The organism is Micromonospora andamanensis (genome assembly GCF_016863495.1).
Taxonomy (GTDB): Bacteria; Actinomycetota; Actinomycetes; order Mycobacteriales; family Micromonosporaceae; genus Micromonospora; species Micromonospora andamanensis.
Map to the genome: position 1 here is coordinate 137,338 of NZ_BOOZ01000004.1, position 25,984 is coordinate 163,321.

Genomic DNA, 25,984 nt, shown 5'->3' on the forward strand with positions numbered 1-25,984 from the left:
GTCCTGCCTGCCCGTCCTGCTCAGAACGGGTAGCGGGTGATGTCGCCCTGCATCGTGAGCCACTGGGTCTCGGTGAACGCCTCGATGTTCGCCGCCGCCCCGCCGAAGCGGGAACCGGTCCCGGAGGCGCCGACGCCGCCGAACGGCGCCACCGCCTCGTCGCTGACGGTCTGGTCGTTGATGTGCACGATGCCGCTGGGAATGCGCTCGGCCAGCGCCATCGCCTTCATCACGTCGCGGCTGAGGATGCCCAGCGACAGTCCGTACTCGCTGGCGCCGGCCAGCGCCGCCGCCTCGTCCAGGTCGGCGAAGCTGAGCACCGGGGCGACCGGGCCGAACACCTCCTGCGCGTACGCCGGGGTCTCCGGGGTGACGTCGGCGAGCACCGTGGGCCGGTAGAACAGCCCCTCGTAGCTGCCACCGGCGGCCAGCCGGGCTCCCGCGTCCACGCTCGACGTGACGAGCGAGTGAATCTTGTCGCGCTGCGCCTCGTCGATGATGGGCCCGAGCGCCACCTGCTCCTTGGCCGGGTCGCCGACCGGCAGGTGGTCGGCCTTGGCGGCCAGCTCGGTGACGTATCGCTCGGCGAGGCTCTCGTGGACCAGGTGCCGGCCGGTGGTCATGCAGATCTGCCCCTGGTGCAGGAAGGAACCCCAGGCCCCGGCCGAGACGGCGAGGTCCAGGTCCGCGTCGTCGAGCACCACGAGTGCGGAGTTGCCGCCCAGTTCCAGGTGCGCCCGCTTCAGGTGCCGGGCGGCGGCCTCGCCGACCTTGCGGCCGGCGGCGGACGACCCGGTGAAGCTGATCACCCGTACGTGCGGGTCGGCGACCAGCGCCTCGCCGGTGGAGATCCCGCCCGGCAGCACGTGCAGCAGTCCCTCGGGCAGCCCGGCCTCCTCGAAGACCCGGGCGATGGAGAGCCCACCGCAGACCGCCGTACGCAGGTCCGGCTTGAGCACCACCGCGTTGCCCAGCGCCAGCGCCGGGGCGACCGAGCGGATGGCCAGGATCAGCGGGGCGTTGAACGGCGAGATGACGCCCACCACGCCCACCGGTAGCCGGCGGGCCAGGCTCAGCCGGGGCTGGCCGCTCGGGATGATCTCACCGAGCGACTGCGAGGGCAGCGTCGCGGCCTCGTAGCACTCCTGGGCGGCGGTGCTGGTCTCCAGCACACCCTTCGGCGGGATCGACCCGGACTCGCGGACCACCCAGTCGCCGACCTCGGCGGCGTGCTGCTCCCACAGCGCGCCGGCCCGGCGCAGCACGGCGGCCCGCTCGGTGTAGCTGGTGGCGGCCCAGGCGCGCTGCGCGGCGGCGGCCCGGGCGCTGGCCCGGGCCACGTCGTCGGCGTCGGCCACGCCGACCAGGCCGATCTCCTCGCCGGTGGCGGGAGCGCGTACGGCGGCGGTGCCACCGGCCGCCCGCACCCACCCGTCGCTGTAGATCCGGCCGTGCCAGGTGTCGGTGTCGAGCAGGGGCATGGTGATCCTCCTTGCGCCGCAGAACAGCCCGGGCCGTGGCCGGTGGGGTAGTCCCGACCACGCCTCACGCGTGCGACGGTCCCTCGGCAGTCGGACCCGGCCGCGCGCGACGCCTGTTCGCTTGCCGAACAAGCGTTCTCATCTAGGACATTTGCACGGGACTCGACTCGCGTCAACGGATCGCCGCAACATTTCTGCAATAGGCCGGACGTAGGAATCCGGCCGGTCGGCACGCGTTGACGAACCTCACCGACCACGATTACGTTCGAGATCTGTACGCCGGTCCGCATACCGAACAACGGCCGGTGGGTGTTCGACACAGGAGGCAGGGAGGCTCATGGCGAAGCTCGTCCCGCTTGCCGACGGCATCGCGGAGCTGGTCCGCGACGGGGACACGGTGGCGCTCGAGGGGTTCACCCACCTGATTCCTTTCGCCGCCGGCCACGAGATCATCCGGCAGGGGCGGCGCGACCTGACCCTGGTGCGGATGACGCCCGACGTCGTCTACGACCAGCTGATCGGTGCCGGCTGCGCCCGCCGTCTGGTCTTCTCCTGGGGCGGCAACCCCGGCGTGGGGTCGCTGCACCGCTTCCGCGACGCCGTGCAGAACTCCTGGCCCGGTCCCCTGGAGCTGGAGGAACACAGCCACGCCGGGATGGCCAACCGCTACGTCGCGGGTGCCTCCGGGCTGCCGTTCGCGGTGCTGCGCGGCTACACCGGCACCGACCTGCCCCGGCACACCACGAACATCCGCAGCATCGACTGCCCGTTCACCGGGGAGACGTTGACAGCGGTCCCCGCGCTGAACCCCGACGTGACAGTGGTGCACGCCCAGCGTGCCGACCGCGCGGGAAACGTGCAGATGTGGGGCATCACCGGGGTGCAGAAGGAGGCGGTGCTGGCCGCCCGCCGATCCCTGGTCACCGTCGAGGAGATCGTCGACGAGCTGACCCCGGTGGCCGGCCAGGTCGTGCTGCCCGGCTGGGCCGTCACCGCCGTGGCGCACGTACCCGGTGGCGCCCATCCCTCGTACGCGCACGGCTACTCGGTGCGGGACAACGCCTTCTACGTGGCCTGGGACGAGATCAGCCGGGACCGGGACACGTTCCAGGAGTGGATCGCACGGCACGTACGAGACGCGGAGGTGCAGGCGTGAGTGAGCAGTACACCGCCGACGAGATGATGACGGTGGCGGCGGCCCGGCAACTGCGTGCCGGCACCGCCTGCTTCGTCGGGATCGGACTGCCCAGCACCGCCGCGAACCTGGCCCGCGCCACCCACGCCCCCGGTCTGGTGCTGATCTACGAGTCCGGCTGTCTCGGTGCCAAGCCCGACCGGCTGCCGCTGTCCATCGGTGACGGCGTGCTCGCCGACACCGCCGACGCGGTGATCTCGGTACCCGAGGTGTTCAACTACTGGCTGCAACCCGGCCGCATCGACGTCGGCTTCCTCGGCGCCGCGCAGCTCGACAGGTACGGCAACATCAACACGACGGTCATCGGCGGCGAATACACCGATCCGAAGGTGCGTCTGCCGGGTGCCGGTGGCGCTCCCGAGATCGCCGCCTCCTGCGGTGAGGTGGTGGTGATCGTCCGGCAGAGCCGGCGCACCTTTACCGAACGCGTCGACTTCGTCACCTCGGTCGGCTACGGCGGCGGCCCCGGCGACCGGGCCCGGCTCGGGCTGCGCGGCGGTGGACCCCGCACCGTCATCACCGACCTGGGCGTCCTGGAGGCCGACCCGGACAGCTGCGAACTCACCCTCACCCGACTGCACCCGGGCGTCACCGTCGAGCGGGTCCGTGAGGCCACCGGGTGGCCCCTCGCCGTCGCCGACGAGTTGAGCACCGGTGAGCCGCCCACCGCCGAGGAACTCGCCGTGCTGCGCGCCCTCGAAGCGACGATGCGGACGGCGGCGTGAGCGGGCGGCCCCGGATCGGACCACCGGACGGCGCGATCGCCCCCGGGCACCCACGCGACGCCGCCGGGTCGCGGATACTCGGACCGACTGATGGGGAGGAGCGGCAGTGAGCCAGGACGCCGACCGGAAACTGATCCTGCCGAGCTATCGGCGCGACGATGTCGACGCCCACCCGCCGCTGCTCAGCCCCGGCTACCGGTCGACGGTGACCCGGGCACCGCAGCAGCCGCTGACCTACCTGCCGCAACGGCTCACCGAGGTGACCGGCCCGTTGCTCGGCGAGGGCCGCCTCGGCGAGCTGGACCACGACCTGACCCGCCAGCACGACGGTGAACCCCTCGGGCAGCGGATCATCGTGCACGGCCGGGTCTTCGACGGCGACGGCCGCGTCGTGCCGCACACCCTTGTCGAGATCTGGCAGGCCAATGCCGCCGGCCGCTACCGGCACGCGGCGGACACCTGGCCGGCGCCGCTGGACCCGAACTTCACGGGCGTCGGGCGGGCCCTGACCGACGCCGACGGGCGCTACCACTTCGTCACCGTGCAACCCGGCGCCTACCCGTGGCGCAACCACGACAATGCCTGGCGGCCCGCCCACATCCACTTCTCCCTCTTCGGGCGGGCGTTCACCCAGCGGCTGGTGACCCAGATGTACTTCCCGGGCGACCCGCTGTTCTTCCAGGATCCGATCTTCAACTCGGTCCGCGACGAGCGGGCCCGGCAGCGGATGGTGGCCCGCTACGACCACGCCGCCACCCGCCCCGAGTGGGCGCTGGCCTACGAGTTCGACATCGTGCTGCGGGGCCGGGAGGCCACCGTGTTCGAGGACGAGGACGACGATGAGTGAGTCGTTGGGCGTCACGCCCGCCCAGACCGTCGGGCCGTACCTGCACATCGGTCTGCGCTGGCCGGACGGGGCGTACGTGGTTCCGGAGGGCACACCGGGGGCGTTCTGGCTGCGCGGCCGGATCGTCGACGGCACCGGCGCCGCAGTTGTCGACGCGATGGTGGAGAGCTGGCAGGCCGATCCCGACGGTCGCTTCGACCACCCCGACGATCCGCGTGGCGCCCGGCCACCGGCGGTCGCCGGCTTCCGGGGCTTCGGCCGGGCCGAGACCGACAGCGACGGTCGGTACGCGCTGCACACGGTCATGCCGGGGCCGCTGCCCACCTTCGACGGCGACACCGAGGCACCGCACCTGACCCTGTCGGTGTTCGGGCGGGGGCTGCTGCACCGCCTCGTCACCCGGGTCTACTTTCCTGGCGAGGCGGCCAACGCCACCGACCCGGTGCTGCGTACCGTCGACCCGGCACGTCGTGACACGCTGCTGGCCCGACCGGCTGCGGACGGGTTCCAGTTCGACATCCGTCTTCAGGGAGACCATGAGACAGTCTTCTTCGCCGTCTGAGGCACTGCTGCGCGGGCTCTCCGGCACCCCTGACGTCGACGCCGAGCTCAGCGACCACGCCCTGCTGCGGGCGCTGCTGGACGTCGAGGCCGCCCTCGCGCGGGCCGGCGCGGACACGGGCCTGCTGCCGGCGTCGGCCGCCGAGGAGATCGCCCGGCAGTGCCGCGCCGAACGGTACGACCCGGCTGCGCTCGGTGTCGCGGCCGAGGCGGCCGGCAACCCCGTCGTCCCGCTGGTGCGGGAGCTGACAGCGGCTGTCGACGAGTCGGCCCGGCCCTGGGTGCACCACGGCGCGACCAGCCAGGACGTGCTCGACAGCGCGCTGTCGCTGGTGGCGGTCCGCGCTGCCGGGCCGCTGCTGCGGCACCTCGCCGACGCCGCCGAGGCCGCTGCCCGGCTGGCCCGTACCCACCGCGACACTGTGATGACCGCGCGCACCCTCGGTCAGCAGGCCGCACCCACCACCTTCGGGCTCAAGGCGGCCGGCTGGCTGGTCGGCCTGGTCGAGGCACGGACCCGGCTGGACCAGGTACGCGCCGGCCTGCCCGCGCAGCTCGGCGGGGCGGTCGGCACCCTCGCCACGTACGGCACGGCCGGGCCGGTGATCGTCGAACGGTTCGCCGCGCACCTGGGGCTGGCGGCGAGCCCGCTGCCCTGGCACACCCGCCGGCAGCCCCTGCTCGACCTGGCCTCGGCCCTCGGCGGGCTGCTCGCCGCCACCGGCAAGATCGCCCTCGACGTCGGTCTGCTCGCGCAGACCGAGGTTGGCGAGGTGGCCGAGGCGGGGGAGGGGCGCGGCGGCTCCTCGGCGATGCCGCACAAGCGCAACCCGGTGGACTCGGTGCTCGTCACCGCCGCGGCCCGGCGCGGCCCGGGGCTGGTCGGCACGCTGTTCGCCGCCGCCGCGCAGGAACACGAGCGGGCCGCCGGTGGCTGGCACGCCGAGTGGGAACCGCTGCTCGACCTGGTGCACCTCGCCGGTGGGGCCGCCGCCCGTACCGCCCGGATGCTGGCCGGCCTCGACGTGCGTCCGCAGCGGATGCGGGCCAACCTGGACGCCACCGGCGGCCTGCTGCTCGCCGAGGCGGTCGCCGCCCGGCTGGCACCGGCCCTGGGCCGCGCCGCCGCCCACGACCTGGTGCGCCGCGCCGCCGGCCGGCCCGACTTCCGGGCGGCGCTGCTGGCCGAGGCGGATCTGCGCGCCCACCTGTCGGAACCGGACGTCGACGCCGCCCTCGACCCGGCCGGCTGGCTCGGCAGCGCCGGGCACCTCGTCGACCGCGCCCTCGACCTGCACCGCCAAGCAACGCGCAGTCCCGCCACCTCCGCTAAGCCGCACCGTGAGGTCCAGCCGTGACCCGGGGGCTGAACGCCGTGGTGGACGGCCCGGCGGACGCACCGGCGCTGCTGCTCGGCAGTTCCCTGGGCACCACCGGCGCGATGTGGCAGCCGCAGGTGGCGGCGCTGGCGACGCGCTACCGCGTGATCCGGTACGACCATCTCGGTCACGGTGGTTCGGCGGTGCCGGCCGGGCCGTACACCATCGACCTGCTCGGCCGGAAGGTGCTGCGCCTGCTGGACGACCTCGGGGTCGCCCGCGTCCACTACGCCGGGCTCTCCCTCGGCGGGATGGTCGGCATGTGGCTGGCCGCGCACGCCCCCGAGCGGATCGACCGGCTCGCCCTGCTGTGCACCTCCGCGTCGCTCGGGCCGGCGGACGGCTGGCGGGCCCGAGCCGCCACCGTGCGGGCCGGTCGGCTGGACAGCATCGCCGACGCGATAGTCGAACGCTGGTTCACCCCCGCCTTCGCCGCGTCCCGTCCGGACACCGTGGCCGCCTACCGGGACCTGCTGGTCAGCACCCCCGCCGTCGGGTACGCCGGCTGCTGTGAGGCGATCGCCGCGATGGACCTGCGGCCGGACCTGGCCGCCGTGCGTGCCCCGACGCTCGTGATCGGCGCCGCCGACGATCCGGCGATCCCGCCGGAGCAGGCGGCGGCCATCACCGAGCGGATCCGGGCGGCCCGCCTGGTGGTGCTCGACGGCGCGGCGCACCTGGCCAACGTCGAGCAGCCCGAGGCCGTCACCCGGCTGCTCGTGGACCACCTCGACCCGGAAGGCGCGGTGCGGAGATGACCGACGAGCAGCGGTACGAGGCCGGGATGGCGGTCCGCCGGCAGGTGCTCGGTGACGCTCACGTCGACCGGGCCGTCGCCGGCACCGACGAGTTCACCACCGACTTCCAGGACCTGATCACCCGCTACGCGTGGGGTGAGATCTGGACCCGGGACGGGCTGGACCGGCGTACCCGCAGCTGCGTCACCCTCGCCGTGCTGGCCACGTTGCACCACGACGAGGAGCTGGCCATGCACGTACGCGCCGCCCTGCGCAACGGCCTCACCCCCGACGAGGTGGGGGAGGTGCTGCTCCAGGTGGCCGTCTACGCTGGCGTACCGGCGGCGAACCGGGCGTTCAAGGTGGCCCAGGAGACTCTGCGACAGGAGGCCCAGTGACCGACGAGGCGACGGCCCGCTCCGGCGAGTTCGTCCAGTCGTTGGAACGCGGGCTCGCCGTGATCCGGGCCTTCGACGCCGAACATGCGCAGCTCACCCTCAGCGAGGTGGCCCGTAGCACCGGGCTGACCCGGGCCGCCGCGCGCCGCTTCCTGCTCACCCTCGTCGACCTCGGCTACGTACGCACCGACGGGCGGTTGTTCGCGCTGCGTCCGCGCATCCTCGATCTCGGCTACGCCTACCTGTCCAGCCTGAGCCTGCCCGAGGTGGCCCGGCCGCACATGGAGGCCCTTGTCGCGCAGGTGCACGAGTCCTGCTCCATGTCGGTCCTCGACGGCGACGAGGTCGTCTACGTGGCCCGGGTGCCCACCAAACGCATCATGACGGTGGGGATCAGCGTCGGCACCCGGTTCCCGGCGTACGCGACGTCGATGGGCCGGGTGCTGCTGGCCGCGCAGCCGGCCGGGTGGCTGGACGACTACCTCGCCACGGCGAAGTTACGACCACTGACCCGGCGCACCGTGACCGACCCGGCCAAACTGCGCGCCACCCTGACGAAGATCGCCACCCAGGGGTACGCCCTCGTCGACCAGGAGCTGGAGGAGGGGCTGCGGTCACTTGCCGCGCCGATCCACGGCGACAACGGCTCGGTGGTGGCCGCGGTGAACGTCTCCGCCCACGCCAGTCGCGGCTCGTTCGAGATGATCCGCAGGGAGTTGCTGCCGCCGTTGCTGGCCACCGCGAAGCGCATCGAGGAGGACCTGGGCGCCGGTCCCGGCCGCTGAGCCCGGTCACGTCGCGGGCCCTGCGCGAATCGGCCGCGGGGTGGCCCGTCGGCGTACCACCATGTGGGGGGCGACGAAACGGGGGCTGGGTGCGCGAGCTGCTGCTGGTCATCACGCTTGGTGCCGTCGTGCTGGTCGGCACCACGATCGGTGGCCGGTACCGGGTCGCGCCACCGGTGCTGCTCATCTGCCTGGGCGCGCTGGTAGCGCTGCTGCCCCCGTTCTCGCACGTGGTCCTCGCGCCCGAGGTGGTGCTGGTGCTGTTCCTGCCGGCGATCCTCTACCGGGAGAGCATCGCCATCAGCCTGCGCGAGATCAGGGCGAACATCGTGGTCATCGCGCTGCTGGCGGTCGGTCTGGTCGGTGTCACGATGGTGGCGGTGTCGCTTGTCGTGCAGCGGTTAGGCGTCGACCCTGCGGTGGCGTGGGTGCTCGGCGCGGTGCTCGCCCCGACCGACGCGGCGGCGGTGGCCGGCCTGGCCAAGCGGATGCCCCGCCGCCTGCTGACCACCCTGCGGGCGGAGAGCCTGGTCAACGACGGCACCGCCCTGGTGCTGTTCGCCATCGCGCTGGGCCTGCTCGGCGGCGGTGCCGCACCTGACGCCTTCGAACTCGTCGAACGGGTCGGGCTGTCCTTCCTCGGTGGCATCGCGGCCGGCATGGTGGTCGGCACGGTGGCGATCCTGATCCGCAAGCGCATCGACGATCCGCTGCGGGAGGGTGCGCTGAGTGTGCTCACCCCGTTCACCGCCTTCTTCCTCGCCGACAGCATCCACGAGAGCGGAGTGCTCGCGGTGGTGGTCGCCGGCCTGATGCTCTCCTACGCCAGTCCGCGCGTGATCCGGGCCCGATCCCGGGTGCTTGCGCTGTCGTTCTGGGACCTGACCACCTTCCTCATCAACGGGGGACTCTTCGTGCTGGTGGGCATGCAGGTCCCCCGGGCGGTACGGAACGTCACGAGCGTCTCGCTGGGCCGGGCCGTGGTGATCGCGCTTGTGATGGCCGTGGTGCTGGTGGTGGTCCGGATGCTCTGGCTGCACCTGATCGCCATCGTGGCGCGGCTGGTGGACAGGCGCGCGTCCCAGCTCGAACGCCGGGTCAACTGGCGGGTGCGTACGGTCGCCGGCTGGGCCGGTTTCCGGGGGGCGGTCTCCCTGGCCGCGGCGCTCGCCGTGCCGTTGACCGCGCAGGACGGCAGCCCGGTGCCGGAACGAGACCTGATCATCTTCGGGGTCGTCACGGTGATCCTGACGACAATGCTCGTGCAGGGCACCACCCTGCCGTTCCTGATGACGTGGGCCGGGCTCAGCGGTGACCCGGAACGGGTCGAGGAGTCACGGCGGGCCCAGGAGGCCGCCACCCGGGCCACGCTCGACGCGATGCCCGACCTCGCCGACCGGGTTGGTGCCAGGACGGAGAGCATGGAACGGCTCCGCGAGGAGTACGCGGGCCACCTCAGCGCGGTACGGTCCGCGCCGGAGGACGACTCCACGGCCACCCGGGAGGCCGAACGCCAGCTGCGGCTGGCGGCCCTGGAACACAAGCGACGTGAGATCACCCGGATGCGCGATCGGCGGGAGATCGACGACACCGTGTTGCAGGAGTTGCAGGCCCGGCTGGACGTCGAGGAGATCCGCCTGCTGGGCCCGATGTCCTCCGAGTGACACCTGGCCGGGCCGCGGGCTGGCCGACGGGTCCGCTCATCCGGCCGGTGCGCCGCCGGCCGGAAGGGCGAGCGCGACAGTGAGATCGAGCAGACTGCGCGGATCGGTGAGGCGGTCACCGTAGAGTTGGCGTAGCTGACCCATCCGGTACCGCACGGTCTGCGGGTGGACGAACAGGTCAGCGGCGACGTCGTCGCGCCGCCCCTGATGCAGCAGCCAGGAACGCAGCGTCTCGGTGAGCCGCTCGGCGGTGGCGGCGGGCAGCTCGGCGAGGGGTTGCAGGACCCGTGCGCGGAGGTCGGCGAGCGCCTCGACGTCGGCGCTGAGCAGCAGCTCGGCCAGGTGATGTTCGGTGTCCAGGGGTTCGCCGTCGGTGGGCTGGGCGATACCCAGCGCGACCACCCGGACCACCCGCCGGTACGAGGAACTGACCCGGGCCCACGGACGGGCGGGCCCCAGCACCGCCCGGCGACCGTGCAGCACCCGGATGAGCTGTCGACGACGGTCGCCGTGCATGTCGGGTACGAGCAGCACCGCGGTCTCCTCACCGGGCTCACCGACGGGCAGCTCCTCGCTGCCCTCCAGGGTGTGTTCGCCCAGCAGGGCGAGCGCCCCGCGCAGCTTCGCCTGCGGCAGCAGCGCCACGGTGAGGGTCTGTGGCACCGGCCAGTCGGCCCGCTCGGCGCTGCGCAGCAGCACGTCCTCCGCCTCCCCGGCGAGCAACTGCTGGGTGAGCCGTTCCAGGTTCCGCCGTCGGGCCCGGCCCACGCTCGCCAACTCGTCGGCGTGCCCGGCGACACTGGCGGCGGACAGCTCGTCGATGTAGGCGAACATCAGCTCGGCGAACTCGGCGACCGTGGCGGCGGGCAGGCCGGTCGCCACGGTGGCGGCGGCCAGTTCCCGCCAGGAGACCCGGGCACCCACCCGGTACGCGGCCAGCAGCGCGTCCACGCTGCGGCCCGACCGGGCCTCGCCGCTGCCCAGGGCGTACGCGGCCTCCAGCGCCGGCACCAGCGGGGTGCTCGGGTCGTTGACCTGCGTACGGTCGGCGGTCTGGGACTGTTCGAGCAGTTGCAGGAAGGTGCCCAACGCGATCTGCACCGCGTTCTCTATCTTGTCCCGCATCTGTCCGGTCAGGGTGCCGCCATAGCTGGGCACCTCGGCCGTGATCGCGGTGACGGTCTGACCGGCCACCAGCGGCAGCCGGTCGCGCAGTTCACGGGCCACCCGCTGGTCCAGTTCGATGCGGGCCGCCCGATTGGTCGTTCCGGATGGTTCCGCCACGGTTGTTCGCTCCGCACAAAAGGGGTGGATCGCTTTACCTTCGCAGACCAAGAGTTTATGCCAGCGGGCCGCGACCATCGTCGTATGACCGCCACCGTCCCGCCACCGGGCACGAGATCTTTTCGGCACCGCCTGTGGCGGCTCGCCGAGACGGTGACCACGCCGGTGCTGCCCAGCGACTACCTTGACCTGATCGCCCCGCTCCGTGCCGGTGCCGACCTGCGCGGTCGGATCCTCGCCGTGCACCCGGAGACCCGCGACGCGGCGACCCTGCTGATCCAGCCCGGCCGTGGCTGGCGCGGGCACGTCCCCGGGCAGTACGTCCGGCTCGGTGTCGACGTCGACGGGGTGCGCCAGTGGCGGGCCTACTCGGTCACCTCGGCCCCCGGCCGCCGCACGGAACCGATCTCGGTGACGGTCAAGGCCATCCCCGACGGCGTGGTCAGCAACCACCTGGTCCGCCGGGTCCGGCCGAACACGATCGTCCAGCTCGACCAGGCGCGCGGCGACTTCGTGCTGCCGGAGCGGGTACCGTCGCGGGTCCTGTTCCTCACCGCGGGCAGCGGCATCACCCCGGTGGCCGGGATGCTGCGCTCGGGAGCGCTGGCCGGCAGCGACGTGGTGCTCGTGCACTCGGCACCCACCGCCGCCGATGCGGTGTTCGGGGCCGAGCTGCGCGGCCTGGCCGAGCGCGGCGACATCCGCCTGGTCGAGCGGCACACCGAGGTCGACGGCCTGCTGGACGTCGCCGAACTCGACACCCTGGTCCCCGACCACCTGGAGCGCCAGACGTGGGCGTGTGGCCCGCTCGGGCTGCTCGACGCGGCCGAGGCGCACTGGTCGGCTCGCGGCCACGCCGCCCGGTTGCACACCGAGCGGTTTCGTCCCACCGTGATCACCGCAGGTGACGGCGGCACGGTGACCTTCACCCGTTCGTCGGTGACCGTGGCGGCCACCGGCGCCACTCCGCTGCTGGACGCCGGCGAGAACGCCGGGGTGCTGATGCCGTCGGGCTGCCGGATGGGCATCTGCTTCGGCTGCGTGCTGCCGCTGCGCCAGGGCGCGGTCCGCGACCTGCGCAACGGCCAGCTCACCACCGCCCTGCCCGGCGACGGCGTACGCGTGCAGACCTGCGTGTCTGCCGCCGCCGGCCCGTGCGAACTCGAGATCTGATCGGAGACCGACCGACGTGACCGTGATCCAGAAGAAGGCCGACAACCCGATCGCCCACCTCACCGCCGAGGACATCGAAACCCTCGGCAAGGAACTCGACGCCATCCGGGAACGGGTGATCGCCTCCCGGGGCGAGCGGGACGCCGCGTACATCCGCAAGGTCATCTCGACGCAGCGCAAGCTGGAGATCGGCAGCCGCGTGGTGCTGCTGTTCTCGCTGTTCCCGCCGGCCTGGATCGTCGGCACCGCCGGGCTGTCGGTGGCGAAGATCCTGGAGAACATGGAGATCGGGCACAACGTCCTGCACGGCCAGTGGGACTGGATGCGTGATCCGAAGATCCACTCGACGAGTTGGGAGTGGGACCACGTCGCCCCGGCCGACCAGTGGAAGCAGTCGCACAACGAGCTGCACCACAGGTACACGAACGTGGTCGGCAAGGACAACGACCTCGGCTACGGCATCATGCGGGTCGACGAGGACCAGCCCTGGCACCCGGCTCACCTCGGGCAGCCGTTCTACAACTTCCTCAACGCCTGCTTCTTCGAGTACGGCATCGCCGCGTACGACCTCGACCTGGGGAACAAGCTGAAGAACGGGGGACACAAGGACCCCGAGTTCCGACGCCGGGTCCGCGCGGTCGGTCGGAAGATCCGTCGCCAGTTCCTCAAGGACTACCTGCTGTTCCCGCTGCTGTCCGGCCCGTCGTTCCTGCACACCCTGGCGGCCAACTTCACCGCGAACCTGATCCGCAACCTGTGGAGCCACTCGGTGATCATGTGTGGGCACTTCCCGGAGGGGGTGGAGACCTTCGAGAAGACCTCGATCGAGGGTGAGACCCGGGGAGAGTGGTACGTGCGGCAGATGCTCGGCTCGGCGAACATCAGCGGCAGCCGGCTGATGCATATCATGACCGGCAACCTGTCGTTCCAGATCGAGCACCACCTCTTCCCCGACCTGCCGAGCAACCGCTACCAGGAGATCGCCCCGGAGATCCGGGCGCTGTTCGACAGGTACGGGCTGAAGTACACCACCGGCTCCCTGCCCCGGCAGGTCTTCTCCGCCTGGAGGAAGGTCTTCCGGCTCGCCCTGCCGAACCGCCGCCAGCCAGCCACCCCGGCCGCCCCGCTCGACAACTCCGCCAACCAGCCGCCCCGGGAGCTCGTCGCCGCCTGACCGCGCTGCGGATTTCCGGCAACTTCAGGGCTGTTGCTGTCTGGGGGCCCCGCTGACCCGGCAACAACCCTGAAGTTGCTCACCAGGAGCGTTCCCGGGGGTGGGGTCAGCGGCGGTTGGGGTAGTTGTGGGCGGACTGGCGGCCCTTGACGAAGGCCAGCACGATCACCGCGGCGAGCGCGATCACACCGATGATGACCAGCCAGCGGACCGCTTCGAGGAGCAGCCCGAGCAGGACCAGCGCTCCGGCGACCACGCCGACGACCCAGAGCAGGGCACGCATCTCCACCTCCCACCCGGCCGCCCGGCCGGTCCGGGCGCGAGACCGGCTACCCGTTACCACCCGGATCATGCCGTCCACCCGGGTGCGCGCCCCGGCTCACTCCGGGAGCTGCCCCAGATAGACGGTGTTCGCCGACTCGCCGCCGGTGAGCGGGTTGGCGAACCGCACCACGTGGCTGTGGTGGGTGGGGAACACGGCGGCCAGGTCGGCTTCGAAGTCCCGGTCCGGTGGGTCGTCCGACCAGAGGGCGAACACCCCGCCCGGATGCAGCAGCCGCGCCAGCCGGCGCAACCCCTCGGGCCGGTAGAACGCGGCGTGGCTCGGATGCAGCGGATGCCGGGGGGAGTGGTCGATGTCCAGCAGCACCGCGTGGAAGCGGCGCTCCGCGTCGTCGGGGTCGAGCCCGTCCGGACCGGCCACCCGGGCGAAGAAGTCGGCAGGCACCAGCCGGGTACGCGGATCCTCGGCCAGGCCGGCGGCGAAGGGCAGCAGTCCGCGCCGGTGCCAGTCGATGACGTCCTCGACGGCCTCCACCACCAGCAGCGAGGCGACCCGGTCGTCGGCCAGCGCGGTGCGGGCGGTGTAGCCGAGACCCAACCCGCCGACGATGACGTCGAGGCGGTCGCCGGCCAACGGCGCCAACCCCAACCGGGCCAACTCGATCTCACCGGCGGTGAACAGGCTCGACATCAGGAACTCGTCGTCGAGCTTGACCTCGTACACGTCCAGGTCGAGCCGTGGATCGCGACGCCGGCGCAGGCTGATCTCGCCGATCGGCGTCGGACGCCAGGCCAGTTCTTCGAAACGTACGCTCACCGCCGGGATGCTACCGGCCGGTGCGCCGCCGCCCGGCGTGACGCACGGTCCCCGGGACATCGACGCAGCGCATATTCTGTGCCCGGATCGTCTCGCCGGAGGGGAAACGATGCCGTCGCGGCAGGACCAGCTGCACTCCTACCAGTTCACCGTCCAGCGGATGGTGGCCGCCCTGGTGACGCGGGAGTCTGATCCGGCGCAGTCGCCGTTGCGTCGGCTCGCCGGAGCCGGGATGGCAAGTGTGCTGGTGGCCGCCATCGGGCTGGGCGGCGCCGCCCTGTACGGCCTCTTCACCGGCGGCGGCACGACGTGGCGCGACGCCAGCGTGGTCATCGTCGAGAAGGAGTCCGGCGCCCGGTTCGTCTACCGGGAGGAGAAGCTGCACCCGGTGCTCAACTACGCCTCCGCACTGCTGATCATCGGCACGCAGCGTCCGAAGACGGTGCTGGTGTCCCGCCGGTCGATCGACGGGGTGCCGAGGGGCCTGCCGTTGGGCATCCGCGACGCTCCCGACTCGCTGCCTCCGGCGGCCCGACTGTCCACCACGCCGTGGACGGTCTGCTCGGTGCCACCGGCCGGGCCCGGATCGGCCCCCCGGTCGGTGCTGCTCGTGGGCACCGGCGGCACCGGCGGCCGGCCGTTGGGCCGGGACGCACTGCTGCTGCGTGATCCCGACGGCCGGCTGCACCTGCTCTGGCAGCAGCGGCGGCACCTGATCCGGGACACCGACCGGGTGCTGGCCGCCCTGGCGACCACCCGTTCCCGAAGCGTCCCGGTGGCCGCCGCCCTGATCAACACGGTGCCGGCCGGTGTCGACCTGGCCCCGCTGGACCCGCCCGGCCTGGGCCGGCCGTCCACCCGGGCCGCGCCGGCCCGGATCGGCGACGTGCTGGTGGTCAGCAACTCCGGCGGCGTGCGCCAGTACGCGGTGGTGCTGCGCGACGGGCTCGCCGGCATCACCGAGCTCCAGGCCGGCCTGCTGCTGGCCCGCACCGGCCAGCGGGCACCGGAACAGATAAGCCTGGGGCGCTTCGCCGCACTGCCGCAGCTACCCGACCTCGTGCCCCACGGGCCCGACGCGCCGCCGGTCACACCACCCCCGTTGGCCGAACCGGCCTCGTCGGCGATCTGCGCGCGGGTCGGCGACGACACCGGGTCGGTCGAGCTGCGGCTGGGGGTGGACCTGCCGACGCCGATCCCGGCACCGGAACAGCCAGCCGATTCGACAACCGCCGACCAGGTGCTCGTCGAGCCGGGGCGGGGCGCGGTGGTGGAGTCGGTGGCCACCCCCGGCGCCACCGGCGGCGCGATCTCCGTGGTGACCGACCTCGGCCGCCGGTACGCGCTCGCCGGCCCCGACGTGACAGGCATGCTCGGCTACGACGACGTGCGACCCGTCCGGCTGCCCGCCGGGGTGGTCAGTCTCGTACCCGCAGGTGCGCCGCTCGACCCGGACGCGGCCCGCCAGCGCGCCGCTCCCGCCTGACGCGTCCGGACGCCGCGAAAGTGGTAGGAAATTTCTCGGCGTGCGTTGTCGATTCCGTCGACTCCCGCTCGTCGCACTGACGACAGCACGTCAGATCGACACCAAGGAGCAACCTCATGCGTACCCTGATCGCCACCGCGTTCGTCTCGCTCGACGGTGTGGTCGAGGCACCCGGCGGAGAACCGGGCTACCGCAACTCCGGCTGGACCTTCAACGACATCGCGTTTGACGAGGCCGCCTACGAGATCAAGGCCCGTGAGCAGGACGAGGCCACGGCGATGATGATGGGTCGGGTCAGCTACCAGGCGTTCGCGCCGGTGTGGCCGAGCATGACCGTCGAGTTCGCCGGCTACAACGCGATGCCGAAGTACGTCGTGTCGACGAGCCTCAAGGAGCAGGACCTGGTGTCCAACTGGGGCGAGATCGTCATCCTCCGGTCGCTCGACGACGTCGCCGCGCTGAAGCAGACCGAGGGCGGGCCGATCAGTATCCACGGCAGCGCCACGCTGAACCGCAACCTCTCCGACGCCGGTCTGATCGACCGCTACCACCTGCTGGTCTTCCCGGTCCTGCTCGGTGCGGGCAAGCGGCTGTTCTCCGACACCGACCGGGACAAGCAGAACCTCAAGCTCGTCGAGAGCGAGTCCTACGCCAACGGCATCCAGAAGTTGGTCTACGACGTCGTCCACTGACCAGCCGACCGCCCGGCTGAACGTCGTGCCGCTGGTGGGTACATCTGTTGTCGTTCCCACGACAACAGATGTACCCACCAGCGACGCTGCCTCCGTGACGGAGGCGGGTCAGCGGCTGGGCACTGACCGGATGCTCATGGCGATGGCGTCGGCCACCTGTTCGGGCGGCTGGGACGCGTCGACCAAATGCGCTCCGGTCACGGCGGCGAAGCTGGTGAGCGCCCCCGCGACATGATCGTGTCGCCATTGGCGGGCGGCGGCATCCATCTGGTCGGCGTCGATGCGGGCGCGCAACTGTTCCTCCGGGAGCGTGAGCACGACCTCGCGGACCTCGACGCCTACCGCACGGATACCGTCGAGAATCTCCTCGCGGTAAGCCGGGTTGATCAGGCTCATCGGCGCGATCCAAAGGTGCGGATATTCCCGGGCGAGGCCGCTCATCGTCTCGACGACGAGGTGACGCCACAGTGGAAGATCCTGGAAGTCGCCGGTCGGCGAGGTGATGAACGGGGTCAGCAGGTAACCGACGTACTCGGGGTCGAAGATCTTGGCGTCCGGGAGCCGCTCCACGAGCAGGCCCGCAGTGGTCGTCTTGCCGACGCCGAAGGCACCGTTGATCCAGACAATCATGCCGAGGATGCTCCCACGGCGACGATCAGGCTGGCGGGTTGCCTACTGGTATTCGGCCGCGACTTCCTCCGCCTCGGCGAGGAACTCGTCCAGTTCGGTGTCGGTCAGGTTCTTGTCCAGGAGTATGTGGACGAGGACGAAGATCTCGGCGTCGAGCACGGTTTCGGCGGGCATGTTGTCGACAAGTTCCGGTTCGCCGAGGGCAGCGCGGATGAGACCCTCCGTTTCGAGGGCCGGCGGGGTGTCTCCGTCCTGGTAACGGGCGCGGACTGTCGACACCCAGGCGGCGACGTCGGTGGGTGTCGCATCGGGTGCGAAGTACCTGTTGACGGCGAGGGCGAACGCGGCTCCGATGACGTAGGGGGTGCCGGCCTGGCCACTTCGGCGAATCTCGTCGCACAGTGCTTCGGCGGTGTCCCAGTCGGCCCGGGCCATGGCCCGGATGAGATCGCTGTACGGCTGTTCACGCACCATGCCTCATCTCGTCGGTCGGTTCTGCTGTGGATGGGCTGCGGGTCACAGTTGCCGGGTCAGGCCGAGCATGGCGGCGAGACGGCTGACGTCGGCAGGGGAGGTGCCCGCGCGAAGGACGGTGGTGAGTGCGGCGCGAGCGACCGGGCGCAGGCGGGTCTCGGCAGGGGCGATCCGGTCGGCGCTGACCAGGGCGCGTCCGGCGGCATCATGGTCGCCGAGGGCGAGGTGGGCGCCTGTGATGTCGATCAGGTGGCCGGCGCGGTGTTCGGCGGGCAGCCGGTGCCAGGCAGCTGTGCTGACGGCGCGTTCGTGGGTGGCGATGGCGAGGCCGTTGTCACCGAGGCTGGCGGCGGTAAGCGCACGGGCGAGGTCGACAGTGACCGGCCAGAACCCGCCACCATGACCGGACAGGCGGGCCAGGCCGGCGCCCTGATCGGTGAGGCTGCCGGCGGTGGAGGCGTCGCCGCAGGTGGCGGCGGCGAGGGCGGCTTCGACAACCAGGACGCCGGCGAGGGCGACATCCTCCGGTGGGCTGTCGGGGCACGGCGTCGGGCCGAGCCTTTGCAGGGCGGTGCGGGCGACGGCCAGCGCCAGCCGGCCGCGCCGCACCGCACGCAGCGCCTGTGCCAGACCGACCACGGCGATCGCGGTACGCCGTGGGTCGCCGCCGGCAGCGGTCATGGCACGGTCGGCGGCGAGCCAGGCGAGGTCGGGCTCGCCGAGTTTGACCAGAACCTGGGCGGCCAGCCGGTACACCCGTACCAACATGTCGACAGCGGGCACCGGCAGGCCGGCCGCTGCGGCGTGGCGGGCGTCGGCGAGCAGGTCGGGCAGGACCCGGAGCAGCTGCGGATACTGGGCGTGCCGGTACGCGGCGAGCGCGTACCCGACCTGCCGGTCAAGGTCCGGCGTCGTGCCGCAGGTGGTGCGAATGTCGTAGCGGGCGAGCGCCTCCCGGACCCGCTCCACGGCGGCCGTCATCTCGGTGACCGTCGGCTGGCGGCTGTCGCGTCCGACAAGCACGCCGGTGGCGACCCCCAGCGCCCCGGCGACCGTCTCGATCACCGACAGCCGATCGAGCCTGCGGGCGCCCCGTTCGATCTTGTCGACCCAGCTCTTCGACTTGCCGATCCGGTCGGCGAAAACCTGCTGACTCATCCCACGGCGGACCCGAAGCTGCGCGATGCGCCGCCCGATCGGCAGCTCCTGTCGGCTGCCGCCGGTCATCGTCGCGCCGCCGGACGGATGGCCTCCGTGGAGGCTCCGCAGCGTGGGCACCACCGTGCCTTCACCTTGAACGCGAACAACCCGGAGAGAAAGCCCAGCAGTACGCCGCCGAGCATCATCATCGCCATCCTCATGGGGTCAGTCCATCCAGTGACGACAGTCGGGTGAGGAGGTGCGCGGGGTGCCTGATGGTGCGCACCGGTGGCAAGATTTCCTCGTCCACCACCGTCCGTTACTCTCCGTGTAATGACTGCTACGTGCGGGGGGTGGTGGCGTGGTATCCAGCGGAGAGGCGATCACCAGGCTGCTGGCCGAGGTGGGCTGGCAGCCTGAGCAACTCGCCCGGCGTCTGAACGAGCGCGCCGAACGGCATGGCCGTACCGAACGGTTGCATGTCAAGACTCCGTACAAGTGGAAGAAGGGCGATGCACCCCGTAACCCCTGGCCCTCGCTGACCACCGCGTTGCTGTCTGAGCAGTTGCAACGGACGGTGACTCTCGATGAGTTGGGTTGGCCCGACGACGGGTTCGAGGCGCTACCCGCCTCGGCAGGTCTGGAGTTGCCCTGGTCCCCGGCCGGGGCCTTGCGGGCCGCCGAGGTGGTGAACGAACCTGAGGGCATGATGCACCGACGGATGTTTCTCACTCTGCTCGGTTCCGCACTGACGTCACCCGCGCACGAGTGGCTGATCTCCCAACCTCCACGAGCGGTGGCGTCGTCCACTGGCCGGCCGATCTCCGGCGAGGTCGTCGACCACCTGGACGCGGTGACCGCCAGCCTGCGTCGGATGGACGATCACCTCGGCAGCGGCCAGACCCTCGGCATGGTTCGCCAACATCTGAGCACTGTGGTTGGCGTGCTGCGTGATCGCAGCTACACCGACAGCGTCGGCCGCCGCCTCCACGGCACCGCTGGGGAACTGCTGCGGCTTGCTGGTTGGCTTTCGTTTGACGGCGGGCACCACAGCCAAGCCCAGCGGTTCTGGATCGCCGGGCTTTACCAGGCCCATACCGCCGGCGACCGTGGCCTTGGAGCGAACATCCTCGGGTTCATGTCCTGCCAGGCCAAAGACCTCGGTCAACTGCGTCAGGCCGTGACCCTCGCCGAGACCGCGCGCGCGACCTACCCGGAATCCAGTCCGAAGGTGTCGACAATTCTCGACCTCCGGGCTGCCGAGGCGTACGCCAACAACCAATCCGTGACCGACACCCGTCGCGCGCTCGACCGCGCCTTCGACCGCCTCACCGACAGGCGACCGGAACACGGCGACCCGGACTGGTCCTACTGGATCAACGAGGCGCAGGCCCATGCCCAGGCTGGATACTGCTACGTCAAGCTCGAACACTGGTCCCGCGCCCGAGAGCACCTGCGAGCAGCGCTACGGCTCCAGAGCAGTGAGTACTCCCGAGAAGCTGCCCTGCGTAACGCGCTGCTCGCCACCACCTACGTGCGGCAGGCGCAGCCGGACCTCGACAAGGCGCTCGCCCTAGGTGACCAGGCGGTGCAGACGCTCACCGGTCAGGTCACCTCCGCCAGATGCATCAAGCACGTACGCAATCTTGTCGGTGCCCTCGCCCCCTACCGTCGCACCCTCGCCGTCCGTCGTTTCTGCCTGGACGCCAAGGACCTGATCTCCACGTGACACGACAGCACCATCCAGCGATCCGCGATCGAACAGCAGCGGTGCGCGAGTTGGGATACGGCTCTGACGGCCAGCTGTAGCTCTACATGTACTCGGCCGCGACTTCCTCCGCCTCCGCCACGAACTCGTCGAGTTCTGCTGGCGTCAGCTTCTTCTCAAGCAGAAGCTGTCCGAGGACGAAGACCTCGGCAGCGATCATAGTTTCGGCGGGGATGTTGTCGATCAGCTCCGGTTCGCCTAGGGCGGCGCGGATGAGACCCTCCATCTCCAGGGCTGGCAGGGTCTCCCCGTCCTGATATCGGGCCCGGGTCGTGGACACCCAGGCGGCCACATCGCTGGGAGTGGCCTCGGCGGGGAAGTGCCGATGGACGGCGAGGGTGAACGCCGCTCCGATGACCTGTAGGCCGCCGACCCAGCCACCGCGGCCGATTTCGGCAACGAGAGCCTCGGCAGTATCCCAGTCGGCTCGGGCCAATGCCCGGATCAGTTCGCTGAGCGTCTGGACCGTCACCGCTTCAACCTCGCTATCGTCTTGCCGATCGCGTTCGCGAACCACCGAGCCCCCACACCTGCCAGCAGGCCGACTATCACAAGATTCCCCGCAGCCTCCGCGCTGTCAATCTTCGGGCGTGCTGTCGGGCTCGGGATCGTGGGGGTACCAGTCGCGGTGGAGTGTGTCCCGTCTGAGCCCTTGGGACCGCGGAGAATATTGATCATCTGCTGTGTGGCGTCTGTTGCGTTGACCGCGTGGTCCTGTAGCTCGTCGGCCTTACGGACAGACCGATTCAATACTCCCCGCATCCGTTGGCGGCCGAGGTCGCGTCGGTCGCTTTCGGCTGTGAGGTCCTCGCCGGAGGGTGGGCCCGACAGCGCGGCAGATGTCTGCGGCATCGACCCGGGGGCGATGGCGTTGAGGTACGCGGCGACGTTTCGGGCCGCTTCGCTGCTCAGCCGGGCAAGCCGGTGTGCCTTGTCGACACCGGTGCGGCTGCCGGTCACCGCCGCACGCAGGGTCGGGTGATCGGAGCCTTGGCCGGCCGCCGTGTACCGGGCGTTCGCCTCGGCGACATCTGTTGCGGCGCGCGTTGCCTGCACCGCGAGGCTGTCCAGTTGGTCCATTGCGGATCTGAGTTGGGCGACGACCTGGGCGAGCAGGCCACTCATCCCAGCAGCTTCCGGTACGCGTTGCCGTTGTCCTGGGCCGTGCTGATGGCCCGCAGGGCCAGGGTGACCTCGCGGATCGCGTCGGCGATGGCCTTGCGGGCCTGGTCCGCCTCGGCCCGGCGGCTGTCGTGCAGGGTGGTGAGCGCCAGCCCGGATACCTCGTCCAGGGCCGCGCCGACCCCTTCGATAGTGGTCCTTGCCTGGTCGAGCAACTGGTCGGCCTCGCCGAGTGCGGCCTTGACCGCGCCGATGCTCACGGGTCAGCCGAGGATGCTGATGTACTGCCGGGCCGCCTGCGTGCTGCCCTGGAGGACGGTTGCCGCCTCGACCAGCCGTTGCTTGCTCTGTTCGGCTCGGGAGATCGCCTCCGCGATGGCGGGATGCCCGGTGCCGGCGGCGACCGCACGCAGCCGGGAGATCACCTGTTCGGTGCCGTCGATGGCGGCCCGGATCTGGCCCGTGGTCGCGTTGCACTGCTCGGCTGCCTGGGCAAGCTCGGCCTTCACTTGCTCGATGCTGGCCATGCCGTCCTTCCGGTCCACCGCACTTGTCGTTTGTCGGTCACGTTTCGTGGCGGGGCCGACACTATCCAACATGAATCCCGCTCCGCAGCCCCGTGCGGGGCAGAGTGACAGCGCTGCCGGTTCAGCCGTGCCAGGAGTTCCAGAGGGCGGCGTAGGCGCCACCGGCGTGGACCAGCTCGTCGTGGCTGCCGAGTTCGGTGATCCGGCCGTCCTCCAGCACCGCCACCCGGTCGGCGTCGTGTGCGGTGTTCAGCCGGTGTGCGATGGCGATGACGGTACGCCCGGTGACCACGGCGGCGAGGGCCCGTTCGGTGCGTCGGGCGGTCGTCGGGTCGAGCGCGGCGGTCGCCTCGTCGAGGATCAGCGTGTGCGGGTCGGCGAGGACCAGCCGGGCCAGCGCGAGCTGTTGGGCGTCGGCGGCACCGAGTTCGCGGGCACCGTCGCCGAGCTGCGTGTCGAGCCCGTCGGGCAGGTCGGCGTACCAGTCGGCGCTGACGGCGACGAGTGCGGCGCGCATCTGCTCGTCGGACGCCTCCGGCGCGGCGAAGGCGAGATTGTCGCGCAGCGTACCGATGAAGACGTGGTGTTCCTGCGTGACCAGGGCGATCCGGCGGCGTCGCTCGGCCGGGGGGAGGTCGGTGACCGGCCGGCCGTCGAGGCTCACCACGCCCTCGCGGGGCGCGTCGATCCCGGCGAGCAGCCGGGCGAGGGTGGACTTGCCCGCCCCCGACGGGCCGACGATGGCGAGGCGTTCACCAGGGCGTACGTCGAGGTCGATGCCGTGCAGCACGTCGTGGCCGTCGGCGTACGAGAACCTGGCGTCACGCACGACGAGCCGTCCGGACCGGACGGTGCCCGGGCCGCGTGGTCGTGGTGTCCCGGCCGTGACCGGGGCAGCGGCGGGCTCGGCCTGCTGGCCGACACCGAGCACCCGGGCGAACGAGGCGAGGCCACGCTGGGCCTGTTCCATCCACTGCAACAGCCGGTCCAGCGGCTCGATCGCCTGCTGGAGGTAGAGGGCGGCGGCCACCACCTCGCCGAGGGTCACCATGTCCCGGTCCAGCAGGAAGCCGCCGAACAGCAGCACCACCGCGATCGGCAGCGCGTAGCTCGCCTCCACCACCGGGAAGAAGACCGACCGCAGCGCCAGGGTCGCCCGGCGGGTGGCCCACACCCGGCCGATGCGCTGCCGGCCGTACGCGATGCGGTCGGCACCGAGGCGGAGCGCCTCGACGGTGCGGGCACCCTCCGCGGTCGTGGTCAACGCCTCGGTCAGCTCGGCGGTCGCGGCCCCCTCGGCCAGGTACGCGGGCCGGGCCCGACGCAGATACCAGCGGGTCACCGCGACGATCGACGGCAGCCCGGTCAGGGCGACCAGGCCCAGCAACGGGTGCAGCAGGAAGATCGCGCCGAAGAGCAGCGACAACTGCGCCGAGGCGATGACCATGACGGGCACCACGTCCCGGACGGTGCTCCCGACGGTCGTCACGTCCACCGAGCTGCGAGTGGCCAGCTCGCCGGTGCCAGCCCGTTCGACGACGGAGATGGGCAGGTCGAGCGTGCGCGCGACGAATCCTTCGCGCAGCCGGGCGACAGCGCGTTCGCCGAACCGGTGGCCGGCGTACTGGGCGTACCGGGTGAGCAGCCCGTGGGCCAGCACGCTCGCGCCGATCGCGAGCGCCAGGCGGTCCACGGCGGCGGCGCCGGCACCGGCCGCGACCTGGTCGACGATCCTGCCGAGCAGCCATGGCGTGGCAAGTCCGGCGACTGCGGCGGCACTGTGCAGCACCAGCATGACGACTACCGCACGCCGGTCCACGGCGATGAGGCCGAGCGCGGCGCGTCGGACGACGGTGCGGTCGGCGACGGGCAGCCCGCTCACCGCAGCGACCCGTGGATGCCGACCGACGCGTCGTCCCGGGACACCAGGGCCCGGTAGCCGGGGTCACGGTCCAGCAGCTCGACGTGGCTGCCGACGGCGACGATCCGGCCCTGGCGCAGATGCGCCACCAGGTCGGCCCGACCGAGCAGTAACGGGGAGCTGGTCATTACGACTGTGGTGCGCCCCGCCCGCGCCGCGCCGAGGCGCTGCGCGATGCGGGCCTCGGTGTGTGCGTCCACGGCCGAGGTCGGGTCGATGAGGATCAGCACGTCCGGCTCGACGAGCAGGGCCCGGGCCAGGCGTACGCGTTGTCGCTGGCCGCCGGAGAGGGTCCGGGCCCGGGTACTGACGGGCATCGCGAGCCCGTCCGGATGGGCGTCTAGAACGTCCTCAGCCGACGCCGTACGCAGGGCCGCCCGCCGGTCGGTGTCGCTGAGGTCGGCACGGCCACGCAGGATCTCGCGCAGCGTGCCGGCGAAGAGGTAGGAGTCGTGGTCGGCGACGAGGATCCGGGCCCGCACCTCGTCGAGCGCCATCCTGGTCAGCGGTACGCCACCCCAGGTCACATCGCTTGCGACGAACCGTCCGAGGCGGTCGGCCAACACGACGGCCTCGGCCGGGTCGTCGGCGGCGACGGCCAGCAGCCGCCCGGCGGGCACGGTCAGGCCGCTGTCGGGATCGTGCAGGTCGGCGGGGTGGTCCGGTCCGGCCTCGGTCGCTGTTCCGTCGACAGGCGACGGTGGGCCGGCCTCGTCCGGCGTCAGGTTGAGCAGCGCGACGATCCGGCGGGCGGCGACCCGCCCCCGGATGAGCTGGTAACCACCTTCGAGCAGGAACCACACAGGCACGATGAGCACCGCCACGTACCCGTAGACGGCCACCATCTGCCCGATCGTGATGTCACCGGCCGAGGCCATCCGCGCCGCCAGCCACACCACGGCGGCCAGGAACAGCCCCGGGATGGCGATCGTCAGTGCCTCGATCCAGCTGTTCACGGCACCGACCCGGTAACCCTCGGCGAGCAGCCGCTGCGAACGTTCCGCGTACCGGCGGGCGAACAGGCCCCGACCACCGACCCCGGCGAGCACCCGCAGCCCGGCCACGATGTCGGCGGCGCGGGTGGTGAGCAGGCCCTGCTGGTGGCGGTAGCCCGACTCGACCCGTTCGAGGCGGCGCAGCAGCGGCCCGATCACCAACACCACCGCCGGCACGCCGAGCAGTACGAACACCGCCAGCAGCGGGGAGACCGACCACAGTACGAAGGCGACGAACCCGTACGCGATGACCGCGCCGACACCCGGACCCGTCATCGTCAGCACCGCCGACGTGTTGATGATGTCGGCGCCTCCGACGGTGGCGACCTCCCCGGCGGCGAGCCTGCGGGGCAGCACCGCGCCGATCCGGGACAGGTGACGGAGCAGCACACCGGCGGACCGGGCCGACGCGTCCTCGCGGACGAACGTCATCGTGCGGTGCCGCATGATGCCCAGGTAGGCCAGGGCCGTCCCGGCGACGACGATCGCGGCCACCCACCACAACAGAGCCCGGCGGTCGCCGGGGCGCAGGCCGTCATCGATGGCGCGGGCGACGAGGTACGGCCGGACCGACAACCCGAGCATCCAGGCCGTGCCGATCAGGCCGCCGCGCAGCACCCGCCCCGGCTGGCAGCGGACCAGCCACCAGATGTACCGCAGTGGCCCCCTCGTGTCCGGCGTGCCCGGTTCGGCGTGCGGGAGCTGTGGAGGCATCCGTTCAGATTAC

General features: G+C 71.6%; 28 protein-coding genes. 14 read left to right on the forward strand and 14 right to left on the reverse strand.

From position 1 onward, the window contains the following. Positions 1-20: 20 nt before the first annotated feature. Positions 21-1,481, reverse strand: a complete 1,461-nt coding sequence (locus tag Van01_RS05435) for a benzaldehyde dehydrogenase (RefSeq protein WP_204001227.1) — start codon at positions 1,479-1,481, stop codon at positions 21-23. A gap of 337 nt (positions 1,482-1,818) precedes the next feature. Between Van01_RS05435 and Van01_RS05440 the strand changes: the two genes are divergently transcribed. From Van01_RS05440 to Van01_RS05480, 9 genes are all read left to right on the forward strand, one after another. Continuing rightward, the gene (locus Van01_RS05440) at positions 1,819-2,637 is read left to right on the forward strand and encodes a CoA transferase subunit A (protein ID WP_204001230.1); all 819 of its coding nucleotides are present in this window, start codon (positions 1,819-1,821) and stop codon (positions 2,635-2,637) included. Then, positions 2,634-3,401, forward strand: coding sequence for a CoA-transferase subunit beta (locus tag Van01_RS05445; RefSeq protein WP_239098868.1), 768 nt, complete (start codon positions 2,634-2,636; stop codon positions 3,399-3,401). Before Van01_RS05440 ends, Van01_RS05445 begins: the two co-directional genes overlap by 4 nt. Before the next feature lie 106 nt (positions 3,402-3,507). Then, positions 3,508-4,248 (forward strand): protocatechuate 3,4-dioxygenase subunit beta, encoded by a 741-nt coding sequence (gene pcaH / locus Van01_RS05450; protein WP_308442363.1) that lies wholly within the window; start codon positions 3,508-3,510, stop codon positions 4,246-4,248. Further along, a complete protein-coding gene (gene pcaG / locus Van01_RS05455; protein WP_204001233.1) occupies positions 4,241-4,810 on the forward strand; it encodes a protocatechuate 3,4-dioxygenase subunit alpha in 570 nt (189 codons plus the stop codon). The genes pcaH and pcaG overlap by 8 nt, the downstream gene beginning before the upstream one ends. Then, on the forward strand, positions 4,785-6,167 hold the full coding sequence (gene pcaB / locus Van01_RS05460; protein ID WP_204001236.1) for a 3-carboxy-cis,cis-muconate cycloisomerase: 1,383 nt from the start codon (positions 4,785-4,787) through the stop codon (positions 6,165-6,167). The genes pcaG and pcaB overlap by 26 nt, the downstream gene beginning before the upstream one ends. Continuing rightward, the gene (gene pcaD, locus Van01_RS05465) at positions 6,164-6,946 is read left to right on the forward strand and encodes a 3-oxoadipate enol-lactonase (protein ID WP_239098869.1); all 783 of its coding nucleotides are present in this window, start codon (positions 6,164-6,166) and stop codon (positions 6,944-6,946) included. The genes pcaB and pcaD overlap by 4 nt, the downstream gene beginning before the upstream one ends. Continuing rightward, positions 6,943-7,323 (forward strand): 4-carboxymuconolactone decarboxylase, encoded by a 381-nt coding sequence (gene pcaC / locus Van01_RS05470; protein WP_204001239.1) that lies wholly within the window; start codon positions 6,943-6,945, stop codon positions 7,321-7,323. Before pcaD ends, pcaC begins: the two co-directional genes overlap by 4 nt. Continuing rightward, a complete protein-coding gene (locus Van01_RS05475; protein ID WP_204001242.1) occupies positions 7,320-8,108 on the forward strand; it encodes an IclR family transcriptional regulator in 789 nt (262 codons plus the stop codon). Before pcaC ends, Van01_RS05475 begins: the two co-directional genes overlap by 4 nt. A gap of 89 nt (positions 8,109-8,197) precedes the next feature. Beyond that, positions 8,198-9,772 carry a Na+/H+ antiporter gene (locus tag Van01_RS05480; RefSeq protein WP_239098870.1) on the forward strand — a complete coding sequence of 525 codons (1,575 nt, stop codon included), beginning with the start codon at positions 8,198-8,200 and terminating at the stop codon, positions 9,770-9,772. Between the two features lie 36 nt (positions 9,773-9,808). On the opposite strand, the gene Van01_RS05485 is transcribed toward Van01_RS05480, so the two are convergent. Then, positions 9,809-11,056: a PucR family transcriptional regulator gene (locus tag Van01_RS05485; RefSeq protein WP_204001245.1), complete on the reverse strand. Its 1,248-nt coding sequence runs from the start codon at positions 11,054-11,056 to the stop codon at positions 9,809-9,811. Between the two features lie 84 nt (positions 11,057-11,140). Between Van01_RS05485 and Van01_RS05490 the strand changes: the two genes are divergently transcribed. Together Van01_RS05490 and Van01_RS05495 are read left to right on the forward strand one after the other, a co-directional pair. Then, a complete protein-coding gene (locus Van01_RS05490) occupies positions 11,141-12,229 on the forward strand; it encodes a ferredoxin reductase (protein ID WP_204001248.1) in 1,089 nt (362 codons plus the stop codon). Positions 12,230-12,245: 16 nt separating this feature from the next. Beyond that, positions 12,246-13,403, forward strand: a complete 1,158-nt coding sequence (locus Van01_RS05495) for a fatty acid desaturase family protein (RefSeq protein ID WP_204001250.1) — start codon at positions 12,246-12,248, stop codon at positions 13,401-13,403. 106 nt (positions 13,404-13,509) lie between these two features. On the opposite strand, the gene Van01_RS05500 is transcribed toward Van01_RS05495, so the two are convergent. Both Van01_RS05500 and Van01_RS05505 read right to left on the reverse strand, forming a co-directional pair. Further along, complete coding sequence (locus Van01_RS05500) at positions 13,510-13,755, reverse strand: hypothetical protein (RefSeq protein WP_204002074.1); 246 nt, start codon at positions 13,753-13,755, stop codon at positions 13,510-13,512. A 27-nt stretch (positions 13,756-13,782) separates the two neighbouring features. After that, positions 13,783-14,502 carry a polyamine aminopropyltransferase gene (locus Van01_RS05505; RefSeq protein ID WP_204001253.1) on the reverse strand — a complete coding sequence of 240 codons (720 nt, stop codon included), beginning with the start codon at positions 14,500-14,502 and terminating at the stop codon, positions 13,783-13,785. 109 nt (positions 14,503-14,611) lie between these two features. On the opposite strand from Van01_RS05505, the gene eccB reads away from it, so the two are divergent. Together eccB and Van01_RS05515 are read left to right on the forward strand one after the other, a co-directional pair. Further along, on the forward strand, positions 14,612-15,988 hold the full coding sequence (eccB, locus tag Van01_RS05510) for a type VII secretion protein EccB (protein WP_204001269.1): 1,377 nt from the start codon (positions 14,612-14,614) through the stop codon (positions 15,986-15,988). Positions 15,989-16,104: 116 nt separating this feature from the next. Continuing rightward, positions 16,105-16,680 carry a dihydrofolate reductase family protein gene (locus Van01_RS05515; protein WP_204001272.1) on the forward strand — a complete coding sequence of 192 codons (576 nt, stop codon included), beginning with the start codon at positions 16,105-16,107 and terminating at the stop codon, positions 16,678-16,680. 108 nt (positions 16,681-16,788) lie between these two features. On the opposite strand, the gene Van01_RS05520 is transcribed toward Van01_RS05515, so the two are convergent. The 4 genes from Van01_RS05520 to Van01_RS05535 are packed head-to-tail and all read right to left on the reverse strand — an operon-like array spanning position 16,789 to position 19,145. Continuing rightward, positions 16,789-17,310 carry a P-loop nucleotide/nucleoside kinase family protein gene (locus Van01_RS05520; protein ID WP_204001275.1) on the reverse strand — a complete coding sequence of 174 codons (522 nt, stop codon included), beginning with the start codon at positions 17,308-17,310 and terminating at the stop codon, positions 16,789-16,791. Positions 17,311-17,352: 42 nt separating this feature from the next. Next, a complete protein-coding gene (locus tag Van01_RS05525; protein ID WP_204001278.1) occupies positions 17,353-17,784 on the reverse strand; it encodes a hypothetical protein in 432 nt (143 codons plus the stop codon). Between the two features lie 42 nt (positions 17,785-17,826). Continuing rightward, a complete protein-coding gene (locus Van01_RS05530; protein ID WP_204001281.1) occupies positions 17,827-19,011 on the reverse strand; it encodes a helix-turn-helix domain-containing protein in 1,185 nt (394 codons plus the stop codon). Then, a complete protein-coding gene (locus Van01_RS05535; RefSeq protein ID WP_204001284.1) occupies positions 19,008-19,145 on the reverse strand; it encodes a hypothetical protein in 138 nt (45 codons plus the stop codon). Before Van01_RS05535 ends, Van01_RS05530 begins: the two co-directional genes overlap by 4 nt. Before the next feature lie 140 nt (positions 19,146-19,285). On the opposite strand from Van01_RS05535, the gene Van01_RS05540 reads away from it, so the two are divergent. Continuing rightward, positions 19,286-20,653 carry a tetratricopeptide repeat protein gene (locus Van01_RS05540; protein WP_239098871.1) on the forward strand — a complete coding sequence of 456 codons (1,368 nt, stop codon included), beginning with the start codon at positions 19,286-19,288 and terminating at the stop codon, positions 20,651-20,653. Between the two features lie 82 nt (positions 20,654-20,735). Here Van01_RS05540 and Van01_RS05545 read toward each other — a convergent pair whose 3' ends face one another. The 6 genes from Van01_RS05545 to Van01_RS05570 are packed head-to-tail and all read right to left on the reverse strand — an operon-like array spanning position 20,736 to position 25,971. After that, positions 20,736-21,164, reverse strand: coding sequence for a hypothetical protein (locus Van01_RS05545; RefSeq protein ID WP_204001287.1), 429 nt, complete (start codon positions 21,162-21,164; stop codon positions 20,736-20,738). Next, positions 21,161-21,817, reverse strand: a complete 657-nt coding sequence (locus Van01_RS05550) for a hypothetical protein (protein ID WP_204001290.1) — start codon at positions 21,815-21,817, stop codon at positions 21,161-21,163. Before Van01_RS05550 ends, Van01_RS05545 begins: the two co-directional genes overlap by 4 nt. Then, positions 21,814-22,074, reverse strand: coding sequence for a hypothetical protein (locus tag Van01_RS05555; protein ID WP_204001293.1), 261 nt, complete (start codon positions 22,072-22,074; stop codon positions 21,814-21,816). The genes Van01_RS05550 and Van01_RS05555 overlap by 4 nt, the downstream gene beginning before the upstream one ends. A gap of 3 nt (positions 22,075-22,077) precedes the next feature. Further along, positions 22,078-22,413, reverse strand: a complete 336-nt coding sequence (locus Van01_RS05560; protein ID WP_239098872.1) for a hypothetical protein — start codon at positions 22,411-22,413, stop codon at positions 22,078-22,080. Positions 22,414-22,462: 49 nt separating this feature from the next. Continuing rightward, a complete protein-coding gene (locus Van01_RS05565) occupies positions 22,463-24,223 on the reverse strand; it encodes an ABC transporter ATP-binding protein (protein ID WP_204001303.1) in 1,761 nt (586 codons plus the stop codon). Beyond that, the gene (locus tag Van01_RS05570; RefSeq protein ID WP_204001304.1) at positions 24,220-25,971 is read right to left on the reverse strand and encodes an ABC transporter ATP-binding protein; all 1,752 of its coding nucleotides are present in this window, start codon (positions 25,969-25,971) and stop codon (positions 24,220-24,222) included. The genes Van01_RS05565 and Van01_RS05570 overlap by 4 nt, the downstream gene beginning before the upstream one ends. Positions 25,972-25,984 lie beyond the last annotated feature (13 nt).